The organism is Aeromonas sp. 602200 (assembly GCF_049173895.1).
GTDB classification, from domain to species: Bacteria; Pseudomonadota; Gammaproteobacteria; order Enterobacterales; family Aeromonadaceae; genus Aeromonas; species Aeromonas veronii_A.
In genome coordinates this window covers 1-23,350 of sequence record NZ_JAAKSL010000007.1, presented here as the reverse complement: position 1 = coordinate 23,350, position 23,350 = coordinate 1, and the positions used below count along the sequence as shown (strand labels likewise).

Sequence of the window (23,350 nt, the reverse complement as noted above, 5' to 3'; positions counted from 1 at the left end):
CCGGCATGCCCCCCTTTTCTAACGCTCTGCGACGGGTACCCAGCAACCCCCCCTCAGGGCGATGGTGAGGCATGCCACGTCGGCGTCATCTATCTCCTCGGCATGACAGCTTTATGGCAGCCTGAGCGCTCACCACAAGGTTCTGAGCACAGTTTTCCTGTTATCCTCGGCGCACCAGCACCTTACCGCCTCGCGAGAGGCTGGCACAAAAAAAGGCCGCTCAATGAGCGGCCTTCTTCATAACGGGATCAGCAATCAGCTTTCGCGGCGCTTGCCACCGAATTTGCGATCTTTGTTGAAACCACCTTCGCGGCGATCCTTGTTGAACGGACGGTCACCCTGCGGACGGCGATCCTTGTTGAAAGGACGGTCGCCACGGAACGGACGATCACCGCGCGGCGGACGGCTGCTGGTGTTGCCACCGGCCGGCACCTCGGTGTAGCGAGTGATCTGCAGCGGACGCTGGCAAACACGGGCTTTCTTGATCACTTCCAGCACATCGGCGCTAATGCCCTTGGGCAGGTCAACGGTGGAGAAGTCGTCAGCGATGTCGATGTTGCCGATGAAGCGGCTCTCGATGTTCGCTTCGTTGGCGATGGCGCCCACGATCTGGCCCGGCTTGACACCGTGATGGGCACCCACGTCTACGCGGTAACGCTCCATCTCCACATCTGGGTTGTCTTTCAGCGGACGCGGCTCCAGGGACGGCATGCGACGGGCCGGACGATCGCCACGGTCACCGAAGTCACGACCGCCGCGATCGTTGAAGTCACGACGCTCGAAGCCACCACGATCGTTGCTGTTGTTGAACAGCGGATCCGGGATGGAGTCATCCAGCAGCAGCGGTTGGTCGCCCTGTACCAGCTTGGCCAGTGCAGCAGCCAGCTCCAGCGGATCGGCAGAATCTTCTTCGATCAGCTCGTTTACCAGGTTGTGGTAGATCTCGAGCTCTTCGCCCATCATGGTTTCGCGGATGCGCTCTTTGAACTTGGCCAGACGGTGCTGGTTGATGTCCTCGGTGCTCGGCATCTTCATCGGCTCGATGGCCTGACGGGTTGCGTGCTCGATGGCGCGCAGCATGCGGCGCTCGCGCGGAGCCACGAACAGGATGGCCTCGCCCTTGCGACCGGCACGACCGGTACGACCGATACGGTGAACGTAAGATTCGGTGTCGTACGGAATGTCGTAGTTCACTACGTGAGTGATGCGCTCAACGTCCAGACCACGGGCAACCACGTCGGTGGCGATCAGGATGTCCAGCTGGCCCTGACGCAGTTTGTCGACGGTACGCTCACGCAGTTTCTGCGGGATGTCGCCGTGCAGCGCTTCACAGGCGTGACCACGGGCGGCCAGCTTGCCAGCCAGCTCTTCGGCAGCGTTCTTGGTACGCACGAACACCAGCAAGGCTTCGTAGGATTCCACTTCCAGCAGACGGGTCATGGCGTCCAGCTTGTGCAGACCGGTTACCTGCCAGTAACGCTGGCGAATAGTGGTAGCGGTAGCAGTCTTGGAGGCGATCTTGATCTCTTTGGGCTGCTTCAGGTGCTTCTGGGCCACGCGACGGATCTGCTCCGGCATGGTGGCAGAGAACAGAGCAACCTGACGAGAGCTCGGGCACTGCTCCATGATCCAGTCCACGTCGTCGATGAAGCCCATACGCAGCATTTCATCAGCTTCGTCCAGTACCAGAGCTTTCAGGCCGGAGAGATCCAGGTTCTTGCGACGGATCAGATCCATCACGCGGCCCGGAGTACCGACGACAACCTGGGCACCGCGACGCAGGGCGCGGGTCTGGGTTTCGTAGGAGGCACCACCGTAGATCGGCAGCACGTGGAAATCAGGCATGTGGTGGGCATAGCGTTGGCACGCTTCAGCCACCTGCAGCGCCAGTTCGCGGGTAGGCGCCAGCACCAAGATCTGGGTGTTGCGGTTACCAGCTTCCAGACGAGACAACAGAGGCAAGGCAAAAGCAGCGGTCTTCCCTGTACCGGTTTGCGCCTGCCCCAGCAGATCGTGTCCCGCCATCAGGTGGGGAATTGCTGCGGCCTGGATCGGTGACGGGCGCTCATAGCCCACGTCCTGCAGCGCTTTCAATACAGGCGCGGCCAGTCCAAGCTCACTAAAAAGGGGCAGTTGTTCGGTATCAGACATAGATTCTTCCAGATTAAGGCAGGCGGCTAACACCGCGGAATAGCAAAAAGGCGGCGATTATAGCGCCACTTTGTTCTGCTGTCTTGAAAAATGTGATAAGCCTCTCAAGACGTTGGCAATTATAGAGGGATCTGGCGAGTATGGCTTGCTTATTTTGCACTCATAGTGCGTTATTGCAGATCACTCCTCGCTGGAGTCCTTGCCCCGCTTGTGTTTGAGCACCGCCATGGTCAGTCGGCTGGTGCACAATAAACGCTCACGTTCGTCCCGAATTTCAATCTGCCACACCTGGGTTGTTGCTCCCAGATGGAGCGGCGTGCAACGCCCGGTCACCACCCCTTCCCGCTTGGCTCGCAGATGGTTGGCATTCACCTCCAGCCCCACACAGTAGCTATCTGGCCCGACAGCCATATTGGCGGCAATCGATCCCAAGGTTTCCGCCAGCACCACGGATGCGCCGCCATGCAGCATGCCCAGGGGCTGGTGAGTGCGATGATCCACCGGCATGGTCGCTTCAAGCCAATCGGTGCCAAAAGCCGTGTAGACGATATCGAGATGGGCCATCAGGGTGTTGCGAGAGGTGGCGTTGAGCCCCTCCAGACTCATGGGTTTACGCCAGATGGGCGCAATATCGTGACTCATTGCGAGCAGACTCCTTATGTAAGCGATGAATGCGTACCGATATGAGTGAAACGCCCTCCATCGGCAACATGGTTCTGTTATATGAGTTGTTGGTTATCAGGTGACGTGGTAACAACGCAGCCCCGCCCGGCGCTGCGTGTTACACAATCATGCCCTTAAGCGGGATGTCACCAGGGGTAGGTAACGCCGGGCCATTCGGACCAAGGCACTTCTCGCCCCGGCAAGCGGGGGTCTGGCCACTGCCACACCCTGGCGAGCCACTCGCGCAGCTGAATCTCCAGCTCCTCATCCGTGATGGACGCCTCGGCCACCTTCCAGAAGAAGAGCTCCACCGCTACCTCTGGCAACACCGAGGGGTAGAGATAAACCCCGCCCCAAAATTGTGGCTCCCGATCCGGGCTCCAGAGGCCATAGGCAAAGGAGCGCTTGGCCAGAAACTCCGACTGCTGCCACTCCAGATCCCCTTCGTGCTGGCTCAGGCTGAAATTGGCCGAGGGCCAGAGATCGTTCGGGCGAAACAGCTGATGGAGCTGCTCGCGCTCGCGCAACATGGCGACAAACTCCACCACCGCCTGAGCGGGAGTGGCGGGTAACAGCAAGAAACGCGGGTGCCGATAGGCCTTCGGTACCCGAAACCGCTTGGGAAACGTCAGCATCAGAGCAGCTCCAGCAGGGCTTGCAATGGATGTTTGAGCTTTTCTCCCTCCATCCGTTTGACCTGACTGCGGCACGAATAGCCGGTCGCCAGACAGCGCGCTTTGGGCAGGCGGGCGAGCGGGTCGGCCCAGCTCAACCCATAAATCCCCTTGGAGTTCTCCACCTGTTTGACGTCGTGACCATAGGTGCCCGCCATACCGCAGCAACCCACTGAGACCGGCTGCAAGCTGGCCCCGAAGCGGCCAAACAGGGTGCTCCAGTCACCATGAGTGGAGGGCTTGGCGGTCTTCTCGGTGCAGTGGGCAAAGAGATACCAGGGTTCGCCCCCCTCCTCGCTCTTTGCCTTGTTGGCGCTAGCAGGCAGTTGATCTGCCGGCAGCGAGAGCAGCCACTCCTGTGGCAGCAACACCTGAAAATCACCGCGAGCCGACCCCAGCGCCTTGGCGTACTCGTCGCGATAACAGAGCACCATGGCCGGATCCACCCCCACCATGGGAATGCCAAGCGCCGCCACCTTGTTGAGGAACTGGGCGCTGTTGGCAGCAGTGCGGGCAAAGGCGCGCAGGAACCCCTTGATATGCTGGGGTTTACCGTTGGGTTTAAAGGGCAGCAGGTAGGGCTGGAACCCGAGCTTGCTGGCGAGTTTCACCAGGTCGCGCACCACGGGGGCGTCGTAATAGCTGGTGAAGGGATCCTGCACGATGAGCACTACCTGCTTGCGCTGCTCGGCACTCATCCGCTCCAGACCCGGCAGATCAAAATAGCGGGCGCGGTTGTCGTGCAGACTCTCGGCCAGGGTCGGCACCGAGAGCAGCGGCACATCGACCATGCCGATGCTCTTCTCGGTCGCCTTCTGGGCCCACTCTTTTTCGAGGAAGAAGTTGACCAGCTTCGGCGCCTTGGCAAGCAGCGGCGCATAGCTCTCCACCGTGCCGACGAAGTAATCCTTGGGGGCGCGCAGGTAGCGGCCGTGGTAGAGCTGCATAAAGCGGGCGCGAAAATCGGGTACATCCACCTTGATCGGGCACTGGCTGGTACATGCCTTGCAGGCAAGGCAGCCCGCCATCGCCTCCATCACCTCGTGGGAGAAATCATACTCGCCGCGCTGTTTGGCCCAGCTGTTGCGCACCTTGTCCACCAGCTGTTTGAAGCGCACACCACCGGATTGCAGCGCCACCTCTTCCGCCAACGGGTCGAAGCCCTGCTCTGCCAGCTGACGCAACCATTCACGCATCAGGCCCGCCCGCCCCTTGGGGGAGTGGCGACGATCACGGCTGATCTTGACCGAGGGGCACATGGGGGAGTCGGTCTCGAAGGTGAAGCAGAGACCATTGCCGTTACAATCCATGGCACGGGTGTAGCTGGTGCGCACCGCGAGCGGGATCTGGCGGTCATACTTGCCACGCTTGGGGCCATCCACCGACACCAGCTCGGCGCCGCTACCGTAGGGGATACAGATCTTGCCCGGGTTGATGCGGTTGGCCGGGTCGAACGCCCCCTTGACCCGCTGCAGCTCTTCCCACAGCTCGCCAAAGAAGGCGGGGCTGTATTCGGAGCGAAAGCCCTTGCCATGCTCGCCCCACATCAGACCGCCATATTTGGCGGTGAGCGCCACCACCTGATCGGAGATGCGGCGCAGCAGCACCTCCTGCTCTGGATCGCACAAATCCAGCGCCGGGCGCACGTGCAGCACACCGGCATCGACGTGGCCGAACATGCCGTAGTCGAGGCCGTGGGCATCCAGCAGGGCGCGAAACTCCATGATGAAATCGGCCAGTGACTCGGGCGGCACGGCGGTATCTTCGGTGAAGGCTACCGGCTTCTTGCGTCCTTCGGCGTTGCCCAGCAGCCCCACCGACTTCTTGCGCATGGTGTAGATGGTTTCGATGCTCGGCAGGTGGTCACACACCTGATAGCCGATAATCCCCGCCTCGCCCTTGGCCAGCAGCTCGTCGATACGGCGGCACAGCTCCGCCACCTTGGCCTTGTGTTCCGCCTCGTCGGTGTCGGCAAACTCGACAATGTTGAGCCCCTGCAGATCCTTGCCGGGCTCATCCTGAATAAGTTCTTTCACCGAATGCCAGATGATGTCGGCGCGGGCCAGCCCGAGCACCCGGGAATCCACCGTTTCCACCGACAGCGCTTGGGCCTCAACCATAAAGGGGGCGTTGCGCAGAGCCGAAGGAAAGCTGTCGTACTTGACGTTCACGAGCGTACGGTAGCGCGGGATGGGTGTGATGTTGAGTCTGGCTTCGGTGATAAAGGCGAGAGACCCTTCAGATCCGCACAACACCCGGCTCACATCCAGCGTGTCGGTATCCGGTTGATAGAGGTGCTTGAGATCGTAACCGGTCAGAAAGCGGTTGAGCTTGGGGAAGGTCGCCTCGATGTCGGTGCGGCGCTCCTTGCCGATGCGATAGAGGGTGCGATAGATCTCCCCTTCCCTATTCTCCAGCGCCAGCTTGTCAGCAAGTCGCTCACCGGTCAGCGGCTCGGTAGTCATCAGATCGCCATTCTCCAGCACGGCTTTGAGGCCGAGCACGTGATCCGAGGTTTTGCCGTAAACCAGCGAGCCCTGCCCCGAGGCATCGGTGTTGATCATGCCGCCCAGGGTAGCGCGGTTGGAGGTGGAGAGATCCGGCGAGAAGAAGTAGCCGTGGGGTTTCAAGTAGGCGTTGAGCTGGTCTTTCACCACCCCGGCCTGGGCACGCACCCACCCCTCTTCAAGATTAATTTCCATGATCTGGTTCATATGACGAGAGAGATCGACGATAATGCCGCCGCCCAATGACTGACCGTTGGTGCCGGTACCGCCACCGCGAGGGAAAAAACTCAGAGTGTGGTACGCCGGCTCCGCCGCCAGCTTGAGCATCACTGCTATGTCGTCCGCACTGCGTGGATAGAGAACCGCCTGAGGTACTACCTGATAGACGCTGTTGTCCGTCGCCATCGCCAACCGGCTTGCATAAGACTTTTCGATATCACCACGAAAGGCGCTGCGCCCTAGCAACTCTAGGAACGACAGGGTTGTGGGTGACAAACTGTCCTGGTAATCGAGTCTCGGGATCATGAATCCTTGTTCCCTTATTTGCTTGATGCCGGCACCCCGGCGACAACGACTGGCCAGCCGCCTGTCAATGGCAGTCAGGCCAGTCCGCTCACATGTGAGCGGGCAGTATATCAGCTCGAAAACCGCTTGCGCGTAGCAATATTAACCATTTGAAAGGAGGACTTTTATGGCTCACCACAGCCATGTTATCAGTACGCTGGTCACCACAGAGAAGCAGGCGCTCACCCTGTCGCTGTTTGGCTGCATCACTTTCGCCATCTTCGGCATCGGCTACGGCCTGTTCGTTGGCTCCAACGCCATCATGCTCGATGGTATCTTCACCCTGTTCAGCATGGGCATGACGGGCCTCGGTCTGGTCACCGCCTACCTCGTCACCCGCCCCTCCGATGCGCGCTTCCAGTATGGCTATGCGCACTTCGAGCCCATCGCCAACGTCATCAACGGCTCCATTATTCTGCTGCTCTGTCTGGCGGCACTCTACAACGGCCTCACTACCCTGTTTGAAGGGGGACGGGAGATCGATCTCGGTCATGCCCTCATCTATGCCGTTGTCTCCACCTTCTTCTGCGCCATCCTCTACCGGATTGAAGCCCAGGTCGCCGAGCAGGTTGACTCCGAACTGGTGCGGGTAGACTCCAAGGAGTGGCTGGTGGATACCCTGCTCAGTGCCACCCTGCTTATCGGTTTTGTGGTCGCCATCGGCCTCGATGCCATCGGCTACGGCCAATACAACCGCTATATCGACCCGGTGCTGGTCTCGCTGCTGGCCCTTTGCGCCACCCTCATTCCCATCAAGGTGCTCGGTCGCAACCTGCGGGAAGTGCTGAAAATCGCCCCCAGAGGGGATGTCTCCCAGCTGGTCGAGAACGAAGTCGAGGCGCTGCGCCAGCGTCACGGCGTCGAGTGCTACAGCCATCTGGCGAAAAGCGGTCGCCGCTTCGATCTCGAACTCAACATTCTGGTCGCCCCGGGTCAGGAGTGGCCCGTCGAGCGTCAGGATGCCCTGCGTCAGGAGCTCTGGTCCCGCCTCGGCGACACCCTGGGCGATGCCTGGCTCTCGGTCTGTTTTACCCGCGAAAAGCGCTGGTTGTAACCCGATAACCGGTGGAGGCTGGCTGCCAGCCTCCACCGGCTGCGTCACATCCCGACACCGCCCACTTGCCAAATTGGCGCCAGCCGCTATCATCAGGGCTCATTTTTAACCCGAGGTTTTATTGCCCATCATGGACAATCCCCGAAGTTGCCCTTCGTTTCTTCCCGTCAAAAGCTATCTGTTTCTGCTTAACCAGCGCCTCTGAATAACGCCATTGCCTTGCTGCTGCGGCTTTCGCTAGCCCTGTTCACTGTTCGCTCTGTCTGTTTTTTTGAGGTCACATAATGGAATTGCTGCTGGATCCCCACATCTGGATCGGTCTTTTTACCCTGATCATTCTCGAGATCGTGCTCGGGATCGACAACCTGGTCTTTATCGCCATTCTGGTGAAAAAGCTGCCCCCCGCCCAACGGGACAAGGCACGCGTCATCGGCCTGTCGCTGGCCCTGCTGATGCGACTTGGGCTTCTGAGCGTCATGTCATGGCTGGTCACCCTGACCACCCCGATTTTGCACCTGTGGGATCACCCCTTCTCCGGCCGGGACCTGATCCTGATGGGTGGCGGCCTGTTCCTGCTGTTCAAGGCTACCTCCGAGCTGCATGAGCGACTGGAAGCCAAACCCCAGGATGATGGCCCGGTCGGCGCCTACGCCAGCTTTGGCGTGGTGATCGCCCAAATTCTGGTGCTCGATGCGGTCTTCTCGCTCGACTCCATCATCACCGCCGTCGGCATGGTAGAACACTTGGGCGTGATGATGGCCGCCGTGACCATCGCCATGGTGGTGATGGTGCTCGCCTCCAAGCCCCTGACCCGCTTCGTCAACGCCCACCCGACCGTGGTGGTGCTCTGTCTGAGCTTCCTGCTGATGATCGGCTTCAGCCTGGTGGCGGAAGGGTTCGGTTTCCACATTCCGAAGGGCTACCTCTACGCAGCCATCGGCTTCTCGGTGCTGATCGAGTTTTTCAACCAGCTGGCCCAGCGCAGCGCCATGCGTCACGAATCCAAGCAGCCCCTGCGTGAGCGCACCACTGCCGCCATCTTCAAATTGATGGGCAGTAAGGCGTATCAGGACAGACCGGATGACGATCTGGATGCCCCGGCCGTAGCGCCGGTGAGCTTTGGCGAGGAAGAGCGCTATATGGTGACCGGCGTACTGTCGCTGGCCGAGCGCTCCATTCGTACCATCATGACCCCGCGCTCCGAGATGGCCTGGATCGATATCAACGACTCCAGCGACGAAATCCGTGCCCTGCTGCAGCGCGAGCCCCACAGCCTGTTCCCTATCTGTGACGGGGATCTGGACGAGGTGATCGGGGTGGTCAAGGCGCGCGACCTGCTGTTTGCCTTGAACGAAGGGCAATCCTTGAGCGAACTGGCCAAGCAGAACGACCCCATTATCGTGCCGCAGACCATCAACGTGATTAAGCTGCTGGCGGAGCTGCGCAAAGCCAAGGGGAGCCTTATTCTGGTCTCCGACGAGTTTGGCGTGATCCAGGGGCTGGTCACCACCCACGATCTGCTGGAGGCCATCGTCGGCGAGTTGCCGGACGAGGACGAAACCCCGGATATCGTGCGCGATGGCGAAGGGTGGCTGATCAACGGCAGCACCAACATCCACCATGTGGAACAGGTGCTGGAGCATGAGGGGCTGGTGAGCGAAAGCGACGAGTACGTGACCCTGGCCGGCATGCTGCTCTCCCACTTCGGCACTCTGCCCACCCCGGGTCAGCAGTTGCAACTGCAGCAGCTCAACTTCGAGGTGATCGAGGTGAGCGAGCGGCGCATCGAGCGGGTGAAAGTGATGCCCGCCGCGGCTTGAGCCAGCCACCGGCAGAAAACAGAAGAGGGCCAGACGGTCCTCTTTTTTATGCTTCAACTTTATGCCTCAACGCCTCCTTTCCTGGCGGGTTGCACTGATTGCTGCATCAAGCACAATTCTCTTGTGCAATTACCCCTCTTTTTCACAACAAGATGGCGGCATAAAGTGGCCTCACTTCCACCATGAGGAACTCAAGATGAGCCACGATCACCTGTTCTGCCCGCTGCGCCTCGGCCAGCTGCACCTTGCCAACCGCATCGTCATGCCCCCCATGACCCGCTCCCGTGCCAGTCAGCCCGGTGATGTGGCCAACGCCATGATGGCGAGCTACTACGCCCAGCGCGCCGAGGCGGGCCTGATCATCAGCGAAGGCACCCAAATCGACCCCATGGGCAAGGGCTATGCCTGGACGCCGGGCATCTACAGCGCAGAGCAGATCGCTGGCTGGAAGCTTGTAACCGATGCCGTGCACGCCAAGGGAGGCACTATCTTCGCCCAGCTCTGGCACGTGGGCCGGGTCACCCATCCGGACAACATCGGCGGTGCCCAGCCCATCTCCGCTTCAGCCCTGCCCGCAGTGGGCGTCAAGGTGTTCGTCGATAACGGCAGCGATGTGCCGGGCTTTGTCGAGACCGTCACCCCGCGCGCCATGACCCAAGCCGATATCGATGCGGTGGTGGGCCAGTTCCGTCAGGCGGCTCGCAACGCCATCAGCGCCGGTTTTGACGGCATCGAGCTGCACGCTGCCAACGGTTATCTGATCAACCAGTTCCTCGACTCCGAATCCAACGCCCGCACCGACAGCTACGGCGGATCGCTGGAAAACCGGCTGCGCTTCCTCAAAGAGGTGACCGAGGCAGTCAGCAGCGAAATCGGCGCCGATCGGGTCGGGGTGCGTCTTGCGCCACTCACCACCCTCAACGGCACCGTGGATGCCAACCCGCAGGAGACCTATCTGGCCGCCGCCCGCCTGCTGGGCCAGCTCAACGTGGTCTACCTGCACATCGCCGAAGCGGACTGGGACGATGCCCCCCTGATGCCGGAGAACTTCAAGCAGGGTCTGCGGGATGCCTTCCCCAACACCCTGATCTATGCCGGCAAATATGATGGCAAGCGGGCTCGCGCCGCCCTCGAAGCGGGCTGGGCCGACATGATTGGCTTTGGTCGCCCCTTCGTTGCCAACCCGGATCTGCCGAACCGTCTGCGCCACGGCTACCCGCTGGCCCCCCACGATCCGGCCACCCTGTTTGGCGGCGGCGAGAAAGGGCTGACCGACTACCCCGTCTATCAGGCCTAGGACGCAACCACCAGCAGCTGATTGCCGATGGCCAACCAGCCATGTAACGCAGGCCCCACAGGTTGGGGCCTGCCGTATTGTTGCCCATTCGCAGCAGTGGCAGTTTCTCTATATTGCTGTTGCAATGATCTCGTTGTTATCTCCCCTCGCTTTCACAAGGAGTCACCATGAATCACACCCAAGCCTGGTGCTGGCATGCCCCCGGTGAACCGACCCAGCTGACCCTCGCCGATCTGCCCCTGGCACCGCTCGCCCCTGACGAGGTGCTGGTGGCAAACCGGGTTATCGCCTTCAATCCGGTGGACTGGAAGCTGATCGAATATGGCCACTCCAACTGGCAGGATGGTCAGGTGCCCGGTGTCGATGGCATGGGCACTATCATGGCCCTCGGCGCCAACGTCAGCCATCTGCGTCTCGGTGCCCGGGTCGCCTATCACACCGACCTGCGCCACCACGGCAGCTTTGCCCGCCACACCCGGGTACCCGCCCGTGCCCTGCTGCCGGTGCCCGATGCCCTGAGTGACGAGGCAGCCGCCGCCCTGCCCTGTCCCGGCCTCACCGCTTGGCAGGCACTGGCCAAGCTGCCGCGCCTGCACGGGGAAGCACTGCTCATCACAGGTGCCGGCAGCAGTGTCGGCCGCTTTGCGGTGCAGCTCGCCCTCCAGAAAGGTGCGCGGGTCTTTGCCAGCGCCAGCTCACGCCACCATCACTGGCTCAAGCAGATAGGTGTGCAGGGGGTGGCCGATTATCGGGATCCCGAGTGGCTGGCCACTTTGCAGGCGGCCAACGGCAACGAGCCGTTCGAGGGGATCATCGATCTGGTCTCCAGCCAACAGGCAGAGAGCCTGCTGCCCGCGCTGGGCTACTACGGCCATATGGTGACTGTGCTCGGGCGCATCCCGCACAATCCGCTGCCCGCCTTTGCCCATTGCCATTCGTTGCACGAGATTGCACTGGGTGCCCAGCACGCCTTTGGCTCGGACAAACAGTGGAGCCGACTGGTCGCCGCCGGGGTCGCCATGATGGCGCAGATGGCGAGCGGCGAGCTGACCCTACCGCCGCTGGTGGTCGGCGACTTTGAGGCACTGCCTACCCAGCTCGAGCGCTTCAAGCGTGAAGGACAGGGTGAGAAGTTTCTGGTGCGAGTGGCATAACGCTGACCTGCCCCGATAACCACACCGACCATTGAAACGAAAGAGGCACGCCAGTGATGGCGGGCCTCTCTTTATATAGTGTATGTCATCTCGACTTCATTGGCGCCTGACTCAATGCAGGATCACCCCGTGAGTCTCGGCATAACTGCGGATCTCCCGGGTCAGCCGCGCCTTGTCGGCCAGAGACAGCCAGCTCGCCTCAACGGCATTGAGCGACAAGCGGCAGAGCTGACTCATGGTCGCGCCAAGGCCATCGGCCAGCGCCACAAAGTTGGCATTCATATAGCCGCCAAAGTAGGCGGGGTCGTCCGAGTTGATGGTGACGCAGAGCCCCTGCTCCAGCAGCCGCAACACATTGTGCTGGGCCATATTGCCGAACACCTTGAGCCGGGTGTTGGAGAGGGGGCATACGGTGAGCGGCAGCCGGGTATCCGCCAGATAGCGCAGCAGCTCGGGATCGTCTGCCGAGCGCACCCCGTGATCGATGCGGCATACCTGCAGCTCGTTGATCGCCTGCCAGATGTAGTCGGCAGGCCCCTCTTCGCCGGCGTGGGCCACCACCGGCAGCCCCAGCTCGCGGCAGCGGGCAAAGACCCGGGCAAACTTGGTCGGCGGATTGCCCCTCTCCCCCGAGTCGAGGCCGATGCCATGAATGCGTGACAGGAAGGGCATAGCCTCTTCCAACGTCGCAAAGGCATCCTCTTCGCTGAGGTGGCGCAAAAAGCTCATGATAAGGCGCCAGCTGATGCCAAACTCCTGCTCTCCGCTCTGCAGCGCCCGCTCGATGCCGCCCAGCACAGTAGCAAAAGGGACACCGCGGGCGGTGTGGGTCTGCGGGTCGAAGAAGATCTCCACATGCACCACCTTGTCGGCGGCGCAACGCTCAAGATAGGCCCAGGTGAGGTCGAAGAAGTCCTGCTCGGTCACCAGCACGCTGGCGCCGCGATAGTAGAGGTCGAGAAAGGATTGCAGGCAGTCAAAGTCATAGGCGGCGCGCACGCTGGCCACATCGGGCCAGGGCAGTGGCACATTATTGCGGCGGCCCAGCTCAAACATCAGCTCGGGTTCGAGGCTGCCCTCGATATGCAGGTGCAGCTCCAGTTTCGGCAGTCCGGCGATAAATTGCGCGGCGGTGAGGTGTTCGGGGGTGACTGGCTTGGGAATCGGGGTGTCCATGGCAACGGCTCCATCAGCAAAGTGATCCGGCGTCAGCCCCTCCACCAGACTGACCCGACGGCAGCTTTATTGTGCACCGAAGTGGCGAGACAGGGGAGACTTGTCATCAAACAGACTTATAATGGCGTCACAAAAATCATAAATGATTGAACATCTTAACGATTGGCGGCTCGCCTACGCCCTGACAAGGAGTTTTCATGAAGAAGAACGTCATCTGCGATATCGACGGTGTCATCCTGCACAACAACGATCTCATCCCCGGTGCCGACCGTTTCGTCCATCGCCTGCTGGAGCAGGGCAGCAAGCTCTTGTTCCTCACCAACTACCCGGCCCAGACCCAGAAAGATCTGCAAAACCGCTTCCGCTCCGCAGGTATCGAAGTGCCGGAGGAGTGCTTCTACACCTCCGCCATGGGTACCGCCGACTTCCTCAAGCGTCAGGATGGCAAGAAGGCCTATGTGATCGGTGAAGGGGCGCTGACCCACGAGCTCTACAAGGCCGGTTTCACCATCACCGACATAGACCCCGACTTCGTGGTGGTGGGGGAGACCCGCAACTACAACTGGACCATGATGCAACAGGGGGCCAAGTTCGTCGATCAGGGGGCCCGCTTTATCGCCACCAACCCCGATACCCACGGCCCCATGATGCACCCGGCCTGCGGCGCCCTGTGCGCCCCCATCGAGCGAATGACCGGCAAGAAGCCGTTCTATGTCGGCAAGCCGAGCGCCTGGATCATCCGTGCGGCGCTCAACCGGATGGAGGCCCACTCCGACGACACCATCATCATCGGCGACAACCTGCGCACCGATATTCTGGCGGGCTTTCAGGCCGGTCTCGAGACGGTGCTGGTGCTCTCCGGGGTGAGCAAGGTCGCCGATATCGACCGCATGCCGTTTCGCCCGAACCATATTTTCGACTCCGTGGTCGACATCGATATCGTCTAATCACCACCCAAGCGTTAAACAGGGCAGGTCTCTCCTGCCCTTGCAGGATCTGTTATGGAACCCATTCTGATCGCCGTGGCCTTTGGCTGCGGCATGGTAGTCAATCTGATTGGCCTGCCCCCCCTGCTCGGCTTTCTAGCCGCCGGTTTTATCCTCAACGGCATGGGATATGAAAATACCCCCGCCCTGAGCGAGGTGGCAGATCTCGGCGTCACCCTGCTGCTGTTCACCATCGGCCTCAAGCTCAATATCAAGACCCTGATGCGGCGCGATGTGTGGGGCACCACCAGCCTGCACCTGCTGCTCTCCACCCTGCTCTTTACCGTGGTGCTGCTGGTCTGCAAGGGACTGGGGCTTGAACTTGCCCTCTCGCTGGACTGGAAACTGGCGCTACTGCTGGGCTTTGCCCTCTCCTTCTCCAGCACCGTCTTCGCAGTCAAGGTGCTGGAAGATCGCAGCGACATGAATGCCCTCTACGCCCGCATCGCCATCGGCGTGCTGGTGATGCAGGATGTGTTCGCCGTGGCCTTTCTGGCCTTCTCCAGCGGCAAATGGCCCAGCATCTGGGCGCTCTGGGTACTGGGGCTGCCGCTGCTGCGCCCGCTGCTGTTCAAGCTGCTGGAGCGTGCCGGGCACGGCGAGTTGCAGGTGCTGTTCGGCGTGTTTCTGGCGCTGGTGGTCGGGGCAGCCGGTTTTGAAGTGGTCGGCCTCAAACCGGATCTGGGGGCCCTTATCATCGGCATGATGCTCGCCTCTCATCCGGCGGCGGCGGGATTGGCCAAGGCGCTCTTCAACCTCAAAGACCTCTTTCTGGTCTGCTTCTTTCTCACCATCGGCCTCAACGGTCTGCCGACCCACGACACCATGTTGCTGGCGCTGGCGCTGGTGCTGGCCCTGCCGCTCAAAAGCGCGCTCTACTATCTGGTCTACAGCGGCGCACACCTGCGGGTGCGTACCGCCCTGCTCTCGACCCTGGCGCTCACCAACTTCTCGGAGTTTGGCCTGATCGTCGCCGCCATCGCCGCCAAGGCGGGCTGGCTCTCCCACGAGTGGCTGGTGGCGGTCTCGCTGGCGCTGGCGGCCAGCTTTATGATCTCTGCCCCGCTCAATGCTCAGAGTGAGCGCATCTACCATCGCATCGGCCACTGGCTGCGGGGATTGCAGGCGAGCAACCTCCATCCGGAAGACAGACCCATCGAGCTGGGCGATGCGGAGGTGATCATCCTCGGCATGGGGCGGATCGGTCAGGGGGCCTACTTCGAGCTGGAGAACAAATACGGCAACGTCATCCTCGGAGTGGAGAACGACAGCGAGAAGCTACCCACCCTGCGAGCCCAGGGGATGAACGTCATCGAGGGGGATGCCACCGATACCGACTTCTGGGACAAGGTGCTGCTCTCCAATCAAGTCAATCTGGTGCTGCTGGCGATGCCCCACCACTCGGGTAACCTCTACGCCATCGAGAAGCTGCGCAGCCATGGATTCAACGGCAAGATCGCCGCCATCGTCCGCTTCGAGGATGATATCGCCTCCCTGCAGGAGCAGGGGGTGGATGCGGTGTTCAACGTCTACAACGAGGCGGGCAGCGGCTTTGCCCGCCATGTGATCCGCCGCTTGCAGCCGCTTTGAGTCGTCGACCAGCGGCCCTTGGCAAGTGAGGATGCATCGTTTAAGTTATGCATAACCTCGTTTAATAAAACGAACAAACGCGGGGCCGGGATGGCCCCGCTTTCCTATCTGACGAAGCCAAGGAGGCACCATGAAGACCCTCAACGACTGGATTTTGCTCGACCGCCACGAGGCGGCCCCTACCCCGCTGATGCCAGCCCCCGAGCGCATTAAAGCGGGCAACCCGGCGCAAACGGTGTGGAACCACTACTCCGACCCAAGCCAGCAGTTTCACATCGGCTTCTGGAGCTGCGAGCCAGGCCGCTGGGCCATCCACTACACCGAGTACGAGTATTGTCAGCTGCTGGAGGGGGATGTGGTGATCCACGACAGTCAGGGCGGCCAGCTGGCCCTCAAACCCGGCGATCAATTCGTCATTCCCGCCGGTTTTGTCGGAGAGTGGGAGACCCTTACCCCCTGTCGCAAGGTCTACGTCATCTTCGAACCCACCTCGGCTTGACGTTCACGTCACCCTGCCCCGTTGCAGCAGCCCTTATCCTGTTGATCCGCTTGACGCTTACGGCATGATTTTCTGCGGTTTTCCCGCTTGCAAAAGGTTTTTCCGCTAGGCATTGTGTCTGACGAGGAATGTAAATGGAATTTCGAGCCCAAACGTGGGGGGCTCATATAAAAATCAAGAGGATTACCGCTAATGTGTTCAATTTTCGGCATTCTGGATATCAAGTCCGATGCAGTAGCCCTGCGCAAATCGGCGCTGGAGATGTCCAAGCGACTTCGTCACCGCGGGCCTGACTGGTCCGGCGTCTACAGCTCCGACAAAGCCATTCTGGTGCACGAGCGTCTGGCCATCGTCGACCCGGGCAATGGCGCCCAGCCGCTCTACAACCCCGAGCGCACCCATGTGCTGGCGGTCAACGGCGAGATCTACAACCACAAAGAGCTGGAAAAGACCCTCAAGGTCGACTTCCAGTTCCAGACCAAATCTGACTGTGAAGTGCTGCTGGCCCTCTACAAGGAGAAGGGCCCGGCGTTTCTCGACGATCTCAACGGCATCTTTGCCTTTATCCTTTATGACGCCGAGCAGGATGCCTACCTGATTGGTCGCGACCACATGGGGATCATCCCCCTCTATACCGGTCGTGACGAGCACGGCAACTTCTATGTCGCATCCGAAATGAAGGCGCTGGTGCCGGTCTGCAAGAGCGTCGAAACCTTCCCGCCGGGACACTATCTGTGGAGCAAGGATGGTGAGCTCAAACAGTGGTACAAGCGCGACTGGATGGAATACAGCGCGGTCGAGCACAACGTCAGCGACAAGGCCGAGCTGAAAGCCGCGTTGGAAGCGGCGGTCAAACGCCAGCTGATGTGTGACGTGCCTTATGGCGTGCTGCTCTCCGGCGGGCTGGACTCCTCCGTCATCTCCGCCATCACCAAGCTCTATGCGGCGCGCCGCATCGAGGACGATGGCAAGAGCGAAGCCTGGTGGCCGCAACTTCACTCCTTCGCCGTCGGGCTGGAAGGGTCGCCGGATCTCGCCGCCGCCCGCAAGGTGGCCGATCATCTCGGCACCATCCACCACCAGATCCACTTCACCGTGCAGGAGGGTCTGGATGCCCTGCGCGACGTCATCTATCACCTCGAGACCTATGACGTCACCACCATCCGCGCCTCCACGCCCATGTATCTGATGGCCCGCTACATCAAGGCGATGGGGATCAAGATGGTGCTCTCCGGCGAAGGCTCCGACGAGCTGTTCGGCGGCTACCTCTACTTCCACAAGGCGCCCAACGCCCGCGAATTTCACGAAGAGAACGTGCGCAAGCTTGCCTCTTTGCACCTCTATGACTGCCTGCGCGCCAACAAGTCGATGGCAGCCTGGGGTGTGGAGGGTCGCGTGCCCTTCCTCGACAAGGAGTTCATGGATGTGGCGATGCGCCTGCAGCCCGCCGACAAAATGTGTGGCAAGGGCAAGATCGAGAAGCACATCCTGCGCGAAGCGTTTGAAGATCTGCTGCCCCACGAAGTGGCATGGCGCCAGAAGGAACAGTTCTCCGACGGCGTAGGTTATTCGTGGATCGACAGCCTGAAAGCCATGGTGGAGCAGGAAGTGACGGATCAGATGTTCGAAGCGGCCGCCTTCCGCTTCCCCATCAACACCCCGCTCACCAAGGAGGCCTACTTCTACCGCGCCATCTTCGACGAGCACTTCCCGCTGGAAGCTGCCGCCCGTACCGTGCCCTACGGCAAGTCGGTCGCCTGCTCCACCCCCACCGCGCTGGAGTGGGATGCCAAGTTCAAGGAGATGGCCGACCCGTCCGGCCGTGCCGTGATGGACGTGCACCAGCAGGGCTACTAAGCCAGAGCGGGGCGACCCCATCGGCTAACGCCAGATAGCAAAAAGCCCTTCACCATGGCGAAGGGCTTTTTATTTTTAAATGTTCCAGATGCAATCAATATTGATAAATGAATATGCCACTTAGCTCATCTTGAAATAAATCCACAATAATTGTTGCTCAGATAAAATGGGGCATCATTTTATGACTCACAAGTCAAAATCTGGCCTGAAATATATTTCACACAGCTTGCCAGATTATATCCACCACAAATGTGTATTAAAAAAACGTGACAAAATGACAAAGTACAATGCGTAATGGCGATCATATTTCGCTAATATTACAGCGTCCATCGCAATGAGAAGGTGGTGACCGCGACATGGTCTCCCCCAGGTACCCAATCAACCTTGGGTGCATAACCGACTTCCAATGCAACTGACTTGTAACCCAGTATCACTATCGGCAAAGCGGCAAAACCATCAATACCCGAACCGTTGAGATAACCAGCCTGCGCCCCTACCCCAGCAAAAACATGTTCGGTGAGATACCACTCTTTCCGATAAGAGAAACCCGCATAACCAGCTGTATTTTCTAGAGAATCCCGATAAAGCCCGCCGCGCAGCGCAAGTTTTCCCGTGTCGTTGTCACCCAAGAACACCCACGCCAATCCCAATCCCGGGTTAAAACCATTAAAGTCACAGGTTTTGCTTTTTTTTCCTGTTCCCTGCGAACAATCACTGTGTATTGATGCCCCGTGAATAATAAGTGAAAGATCATGTTCAGCTGCCATGGAAAAAGTCGGCAACCCCAAGAGTCCAATGGATAACAAGCAACCGTGAATGTTCATGTTAACCTTCCTGGTTTTATTTACCTCTCACTAACACACTAAATCAAAAATAGGCAGACATCAAACGAGTAACATCAGAGCGGTTGAACCGATAGATGTAAACGGGTCGCTAATACCATCGAGAGTGGCCAGCCAGGGTAATGTAAGGCACATGGTATTATTCACCCTCATACGGCGTTCCGGCGATACAAGCTCATCACGCATATTCGGCGCTGAAAGCTTCATTTTTTCCATGACCGCCAGCGCACTCATTTTCAGATGACGGTAAAAACTGGCATTGAGCTGGGTCAGATGGAGCAAGGAGTGGCGCACCCGTTTGAATGTCTCGGCACATACCGGGCTCTGCGAGTGCCAGAAGGAGGCCAGCGAACCTTTGGTGGTCAGACCGTCAATATCATAGAGTGCCCGCCCCATGCAGAAGGTGGGTACATCATGGAGCAAAGCAGAGAGACCGACCGTGCTGTTGATGGTGATCACCCCTTTGAGCAAGGGATACAGGGTTGGCAGCGGCAGTTCATAACCGTAAAAGACCCTCCCCTCAAGGCCAAGCACCGCAATGAGTCTGTTTATCTGGGCACGATAACTGACATAGCCCCGATCCATGGGGTGGTGCTTGAACAGCAACACATCTTCGGGTTTGGCATGCTCCGCAAAGGAGTTGATCACCTGCGCAACCATCTCCTCCACCCCGCTCAGGTCAGAGTGCTCCCGGATCTGAAAATCCTCGGTCACTTGCAGTGGCACAAAGAAGATCCGCCCGGCGTGCTGCGGCAACGCCTTGAGCAGGGCGCGATCCTGGCGCAAGTTGCCGTATTTCACCATGGCGCCACAGACCCACCCCATCGCCTCCTGCACCAGACTCCAGGGACGGTGATTCACAAAGTGGGGATAACGCCAACGGAACAGCGACTTGTTGATGTGGTAGCGACTGGCATACCAGGCGCGCACCGCAAAGGTCTTGCCCACCTTGAGCGAGCTGTCATAAGGCACAGGCCAATCCAGTTGGGCAAGTTGATCGCGCCGCTCATACCAGGGGCTGAAGGCATTGACCCCACCCTGCTCCAGCGTGACGAAATCGGGTCTGAGATAGCCCTCCTCCATCGCCCAGAATGGCACTCGCTTCAACTTGCAGATACGGCCAGCCTCCAGATGGTAATAACGGCAGTCCCCGTAACAGATCACCGTATCGATACCCTGCTGCTTGAGCACTCGGCGGAAAAAGGCGTTCCAGCTCTCCGGTTTCCCGCGAAAACGCAGATTTTTTCCGGCACAGGGCCAGCACTCATCCCCGCCATTGAAATGGATCTTCACCACCTGATGTCCCGCCTCGGTCAACTGGCGACTCAGGGTCTGAAAGAAAGGGCCAAGCGGGCCTTGCAGTAACAAAATCTTCATTGACGACTTATCTCAAAAACGGGGAGAGAGAGGGGCGCTGCATGAGCGTCTGGAACAAGTAACCGAGCTTGAGCTGCCAGCGTTGCCAGCGGCTCGCTTTTTGGGCCGATGAGTGTCCCTGCTTCGCCAGTTGGTGGATCAACTGCTCCGGACTTATCCAGAGCCCGGTCTGCCAATCGAGATAGAGCGGATAGGCAACCAGCGTCAGATAGACCAGCGCCGCCAGCGGCAGACTACGTTGACGACGAGCAGGCGGATTGGCATCCGTGGTCAACCCCCAGCCACTGTAGAAGGGTTGGCCCCAGGTCGTCACCTTGACCCCCTGCACCAGCGCCTCGAAGCCACTGAGCGAGGTCATGGTATGCAGCTCATCCACATGGGGATAGAGGCTGGTGAGCCCAATATCCAGCACCTGACTATCGACACACTCCGCCAGACAGGCCGCAGAAATCGCCCCACCACGATTGCCCGCCACCACATCAGGGTGTGGCTTGTAGAGAATATGAGCGTCGGGTTTGGCCGCTCGCACCGCCCACAGCAACTGCTCGTTGCTGCGAATATGGGGGCTCCCGGTCAGGATGGAGGCATCGCCATCCACCTGACCCACCACCAGCACCAGCTCACGGCCATCATCGGGCCTGGTGTAGTGCTGCGGCTCGCCCACATTGTATTTGCTGACCCTGTGTTCCCGTAGCAAGGCAAGCAGCGCATCCCCGCGTTTGACCTCCGCCTCTGTCAACTCCTGATAGTTGAGCAACTGTTCCAGCCCGCTGGGAGTGCGACTGTCGAAATAGATCCCGACCGGGTCCAGTGACAAGGAGGAGGGACGACAGAGATTGGAGCCCAGCCCCCTCGAGCGAATAAAACCATCCTCGACCCGGATTGCAGAGGCGAGATCGGGGTGGCGGCTACCCCACACCAATATCTGCTCGTCACCGGTCAACCGCTTGGGTGGCTTGCGCACAAAGCGCAACTCATCGGCCAAATGCTGGCAAAACGCCTGCATAAATGCCCGCTTCCACAGCGAGAAACCGACCAGATAAAGCCTGCGCCAGCGCGGCGCGGGGCGGCGCTGATTGTCAATAATGGCGATCACCTCCTCTACCTCGCAACGCTGGCCCAGCACAGGGTCGAGATAGCGGGGATAGCGGATCAAGGCTGCCGCGACCAGCTGGGCGAGCGACACTTTTACGTTGCGCCGTTCACACTGCTTGCTGTCATGGGTCAGCCCCCAACCCGCATAAAACGGCATACCGAAGCAATAGACCGGCTTGCCAAGCAACAGACCCTCAAAACCAAGCTGGGATGACACCGTATAGACAGCATCCACCACATTGAGCAGTGCATGGGGATGGCAGTGATCGGCCACAATCTCCACATCATCCAGGTTCAGACGGGCCAACACCCCGCGCTTCTTGCCAAGGCGAGTATCGGGATGGGTGCGCAGCAGCAGGCGCGCATCGGGATGATTGCGGCGCGCCGCCTCCACCATCGCCACAAAATCAGCTTCACTGGCCAGCGCCCCCGGAATGGAGAGATCCCCCGCCACCTGATCGACCAGTAGGACCCTGGGTTTGGCGCTCTGCTGCAGACGTGTGGCAAGCCCTGATGGCAAGCCGCCATAGTCCCCGACAGCAGAGAGCGCGGTCACGCTGCCGCTGGCAATCGACTGACCGGGGGCAGTGGCATAACAGTTGTATTTGGTGACCCCGAGGCGTACCAGCTCATCGATCAGTCGCTCGGCCCGTGCCAACATCTGTGGCTCGCACGGGGTGGCAATCAACTGCTCAAGCTGGCTGGGCTGGCGGGCATCGTAATAGATCCCCACCGGATCGGCGATCAGCGAGACCGCCTTGCCCCCCCTGGCGGGATGGCCGATATAACCGATAAAGCCATCTTCAAGCTGCCAATAGGGCAATCCTAACGCTTGTGCCTTCTGCTTAATCTGCCTGGTATTGGCTTTTTGGCCCCAACCAACTAAAACATCATTTTCAGAAAAAGAGACAACCCCTTCCATATGACGTAATGGGCAACCAAGCATAGGTTCAATACTGTTTTTTCTAGCCAGAATGCCTTTCGAACCCGTATATAAAGCCATATTATCTCAGCGAACTAAAGACTCCCTGCCGTAGTGCAGGGAGTGTAATTTAGATAAACAGATCTGCGGTCTCTAATGACTTGGCAGTACTATCCTTTACAGAGGTAAGGATGTCCGCGTTTAATTCTGGCCATTTAATACCAATCGAGGCATCATTCCATGCAATACCTCTATCGCTCACTGGTGCATAATAATTCGTTGTTTTATATAAAAACTCGGCCGTTTCTGTCAGTGTGATAAAGCCATGGGCAAACCCTTCCGGGATCCACAACTGTCGCTTGTTTTCACCAGACAAGTGAACCCCAACCCACTGGCCGAAGCTCGGTGAGCTTTTGCGGATATCGACCGCCACATCAAACACTTCACCCGCCACACAGCGCACCAGCTTGCCCTGGGCATGGGGAGGCAATTGATAGTGCAATCCACGCAATACCCCTTTCGACGATTTGGAGTGATTATCCTGCACAAAGTTAACCTGATATCCGACGGCCTCTTCAAACAGCTTGTGGTTGAAACTCTCAAAGAAAAAACCACGCTCATCACCAAATACTTTTGGCTCAAAAATAAGCACATCAGGGATCGCTGTCTTGATTACATTCATCTGTCTATCCACATTTGATTCAATTTTTATGGGGGGAGCATCTTCCCTCCCCCCTATATCACATCAGGCTTTGGCAACCATTCTTAACAAATATTGTCCATAGGCATTCTTTGCCAATGGCACTGCGAGATCTCGAACCTGCTCGGTAGTAATAAATTTCTGGCGATAGGCGATCTCTTCTGGGCACGCAACCTTCAACCCCTGACGGGTCTCGATGGTCTGAATAAAGTTGCTCGCTTCAATCAGGCTTTCATGAGTACCGGTATCCAGCCAGGCATAACCACGGCCCATCATCGCCACCGACAGATTGCCTTGCTCCAGGTAGATACGGTTCACATCGGTAATTTCCAGCTCACCACGGGGCGACGGCTTCAGGCTCTTGGCGATCTCCACCACGCTGTTGTCGTAGAAATAGAGGCCGGTCACCGCATAGTTGCTCT

The 23,350-nt window shown here is 59.3% G+C and carries 18 protein-coding genes; 8 read left to right on the top strand and 10 right to left on the bottom strand.

All coding sequences use genetic code 11. From position 1 onward, the window contains the following. Positions 1-255: 255 nt before the first annotated feature. The 4 genes from G5221_RS10285 to G5221_RS10270 form a co-directional block, all read right to left on the bottom strand. Positions 256-2,151 (bottom strand): DEAD/DEAH box helicase, encoded by a 1,896-nt coding sequence (locus G5221_RS10285; RefSeq protein ID WP_199258754.1) that lies wholly within the window; start codon positions 2,149-2,151, stop codon positions 256-258. 180 nt (positions 2,152-2,331) lie between these two features. Then, complete coding sequence (locus G5221_RS10280; protein ID WP_064336666.1) at positions 2,332-2,793, bottom strand: hotdog fold thioesterase; 462 nt, start codon at positions 2,791-2,793, stop codon at positions 2,332-2,334. 167 nt (positions 2,794-2,960) lie between these two features. Then, on the bottom strand, positions 2,961-3,449 hold the full coding sequence (locus G5221_RS10275) for a hypothetical protein (RefSeq protein ID WP_421263190.1): 489 nt from the start codon (positions 3,447-3,449) through the stop codon (positions 2,961-2,963). Then, positions 3,449-6,520, bottom strand: a complete 3,072-nt coding sequence (locus G5221_RS10270; RefSeq protein ID WP_421263189.1) for an FAD-binding and (Fe-S)-binding domain-containing protein — start codon at positions 6,518-6,520, stop codon at positions 3,449-3,451. Before G5221_RS10270 ends, G5221_RS10275 begins: the two co-directional genes overlap by 1 nt. A gap of 166 nt (positions 6,521-6,686) precedes the next feature. Here G5221_RS10270 and G5221_RS10265 point away from each other — a divergent pair, with 166 nt between their 5' ends. The 4 genes from G5221_RS10265 (at position 6,687) to G5221_RS10250 (ending at position 11,884) form a co-directional block, all read left to right on the top strand. After that, positions 6,687-7,613 (top strand): cation diffusion facilitator family transporter, encoded by a 927-nt coding sequence (locus G5221_RS10265; protein ID WP_421263188.1) that lies wholly within the window; start codon positions 6,687-6,689, stop codon positions 7,611-7,613. Positions 7,614-7,897: 284 nt separating this feature from the next. After that, positions 7,898-9,433, top strand: coding sequence for a TerC family protein (locus G5221_RS10260; protein WP_421263187.1), 1,536 nt, complete (start codon positions 7,898-7,900; stop codon positions 9,431-9,433). A gap of 196 nt (positions 9,434-9,629) precedes the next feature. After that, positions 9,630-10,730 (top strand): alkene reductase, encoded by a 1,101-nt coding sequence (locus G5221_RS10255; protein WP_421263186.1) that lies wholly within the window; start codon positions 9,630-9,632, stop codon positions 10,728-10,730. Positions 10,731-10,897: 167 nt separating this feature from the next. Continuing rightward, positions 10,898-11,884 carry a zinc-binding dehydrogenase gene (locus tag G5221_RS10250; protein WP_421263185.1) on the top strand — a complete coding sequence of 329 codons (987 nt, stop codon included), beginning with the start codon at positions 10,898-10,900 and terminating at the stop codon, positions 11,882-11,884. A 111-nt stretch (positions 11,885-11,995) separates the two neighbouring features. Here G5221_RS10250 and G5221_RS10245 read toward each other — a convergent pair whose 3' ends face one another. Next, positions 11,996-13,060: an adenosine deaminase gene (locus G5221_RS10245; RefSeq protein ID WP_279623733.1), complete on the bottom strand. Its 1,065-nt coding sequence runs from the start codon at positions 13,058-13,060 to the stop codon at positions 11,996-11,998. Between the two features lie 197 nt (positions 13,061-13,257). On the opposite strand from G5221_RS10245, the gene G5221_RS10240 reads away from it, so the two are divergent. The 4 genes from G5221_RS10240 (at position 13,258) to asnB (ending at position 17,992) form a co-directional block, all read left to right on the top strand. Continuing rightward, positions 13,258-14,007 carry an HAD-IIA family hydrolase gene (locus G5221_RS10240; RefSeq protein ID WP_005337281.1) on the top strand — a complete coding sequence of 250 codons (750 nt, stop codon included), beginning with the start codon at positions 13,258-13,260 and terminating at the stop codon, positions 14,005-14,007. Between the two features lie 54 nt (positions 14,008-14,061). Continuing rightward, positions 14,062-15,636 (top strand): cation:proton antiporter family protein, encoded by a 1,575-nt coding sequence (locus G5221_RS10235; RefSeq protein WP_160880283.1) that lies wholly within the window; start codon positions 14,062-14,064, stop codon positions 15,634-15,636. Positions 15,637-15,766: 130 nt separating this feature from the next. Continuing rightward, a complete protein-coding gene (locus G5221_RS10230; RefSeq protein ID WP_421263184.1) occupies positions 15,767-16,135 on the top strand; it encodes a cupin domain-containing protein in 369 nt (122 codons plus the stop codon). A 192-nt stretch (positions 16,136-16,327) separates the two neighbouring features. Then, entirely contained in the window at positions 16,328-17,992 is a 1,665-nt protein-coding gene (gene asnB, locus G5221_RS10225) for an asparagine synthase B (RefSeq protein WP_005361356.1), read from the top strand. 317 nt (positions 17,993-18,309) lie between these two features. Here asnB and G5221_RS10220 read toward each other — a convergent pair whose 3' ends face one another. The 5 genes from G5221_RS10220 to G5221_RS10200 all read right to left on the bottom strand — a co-directional run. Further along, positions 18,310-18,816: a hypothetical protein gene (locus G5221_RS10220; protein ID WP_227342501.1), complete on the bottom strand. Its 507-nt coding sequence runs from the start codon at positions 18,814-18,816 to the stop codon at positions 18,310-18,312. A gap of 60 nt (positions 18,817-18,876) precedes the next feature. Further along, complete coding sequence (locus G5221_RS10215) at positions 18,877-20,211, bottom strand: capsule biosynthesis protein (protein ID WP_216953368.1); 1,335 nt, start codon at positions 20,209-20,211, stop codon at positions 18,877-18,879. Positions 20,212-20,218: 7 nt separating this feature from the next. After that, positions 20,219-22,252 (bottom strand): capsular polysaccharide biosynthesis protein, encoded by a 2,034-nt coding sequence (locus tag G5221_RS10210; RefSeq protein WP_421263183.1) that lies wholly within the window; start codon positions 22,250-22,252, stop codon positions 20,219-20,221. Positions 22,253-22,358: 106 nt separating this feature from the next. Continuing rightward, a complete protein-coding gene (gene rfbC / locus G5221_RS10205; RefSeq protein ID WP_421263182.1) occupies positions 22,359-22,910 on the bottom strand; it encodes a dTDP-4-dehydrorhamnose 3,5-epimerase in 552 nt (183 codons plus the stop codon). A gap of 63 nt (positions 22,911-22,973) precedes the next feature. Then, positions 22,974-23,350, bottom strand: a 377-nt coding sequence (locus G5221_RS10200; RefSeq protein WP_421263181.1) for a sugar phosphate nucleotidyltransferase, incomplete at its 5' end; no start/stop codon positions are given.

Coding starts and splice junctions, on each gene's coding strand:
- G5221_RS10285 (WP_199258754.1), bottom strand. CDS start 2,151: ATGTCTGATACCGAACAACTGCCCCTTTTTAGTGAGCTTGGACTGGCC.
- G5221_RS10280 (WP_064336666.1), bottom strand. CDS start 2,793: ATGAGTCACGATATTGCGCCCATCTGGCGTAAACCCATGAGTCTGGAG.
- G5221_RS10275 (WP_421263190.1), bottom strand. CDS start 3,449: ATGCTGACGTTTCCCAAGCGGTTTCGGGTACCGAAGGCCTATCGGCAC.
- G5221_RS10270 (WP_421263189.1), bottom strand. CDS start 6,520: ATGATCCCGAGACTCGATTACCAGGACAGTTTGTCACCCACAACCCTG.
- G5221_RS10265 (WP_421263188.1), top strand. CDS start 6,687: ATGGCTCACCACAGCCATGTTATCAGTACGCTGGTCACCACAGAGAAG.
- G5221_RS10260 (WP_421263187.1), top strand. CDS start 7,898: ATGGAATTGCTGCTGGATCCCCACATCTGGATCGGTCTTTTTACCCTG.
- G5221_RS10255 (WP_421263186.1), top strand. CDS start 9,630: ATGAGCCACGATCACCTGTTCTGCCCGCTGCGCCTCGGCCAGCTGCAC.
- G5221_RS10250 (WP_421263185.1), top strand. CDS start 10,898: ATGAATCACACCCAAGCCTGGTGCTGGCATGCCCCCGGTGAACCGACC.
- G5221_RS10245 (WP_279623733.1), bottom strand. CDS start 13,060: ATGGACACCCCGATTCCCAAGCCAGTCACCCCCGAACACCTCACCGCC.
- G5221_RS10240 (WP_005337281.1), top strand. CDS start 13,258: ATGAAGAAGAACGTCATCTGCGATATCGACGGTGTCATCCTGCACAAC.
- G5221_RS10235 (WP_160880283.1), top strand. CDS start 14,062: ATGGAACCCATTCTGATCGCCGTGGCCTTTGGCTGCGGCATGGTAGTC.
- G5221_RS10230 (WP_421263184.1), top strand. CDS start 15,767: ATGAAGACCCTCAACGACTGGATTTTGCTCGACCGCCACGAGGCGGCC.
- asnB (WP_005361356.1), top strand. CDS start 16,328: ATGTGTTCAATTTTCGGCATTCTGGATATCAAGTCCGATGCAGTAGCC.
- G5221_RS10220 (WP_227342501.1), bottom strand. CDS start 18,816: ATGAACATTCACGGTTGCTTGTTATCCATTGGACTCTTGGGGTTGCCG.
- G5221_RS10215 (WP_216953368.1), bottom strand. CDS start 20,211: ATGAAGATTTTGTTACTGCAAGGCCCGCTTGGCCCTTTCTTTCAGACC.
- G5221_RS10210 (WP_421263183.1), bottom strand. CDS start 22,252: ATGCTTGGTTGCCCATTACGTCATATGGAAGGGGTTGTCTCTTTTTCT.
- rfbC (WP_421263182.1), bottom strand. CDS start 22,910: ATGAATGTAATCAAGACAGCGATCCCTGATGTGCTTATTTTTGAGCCA.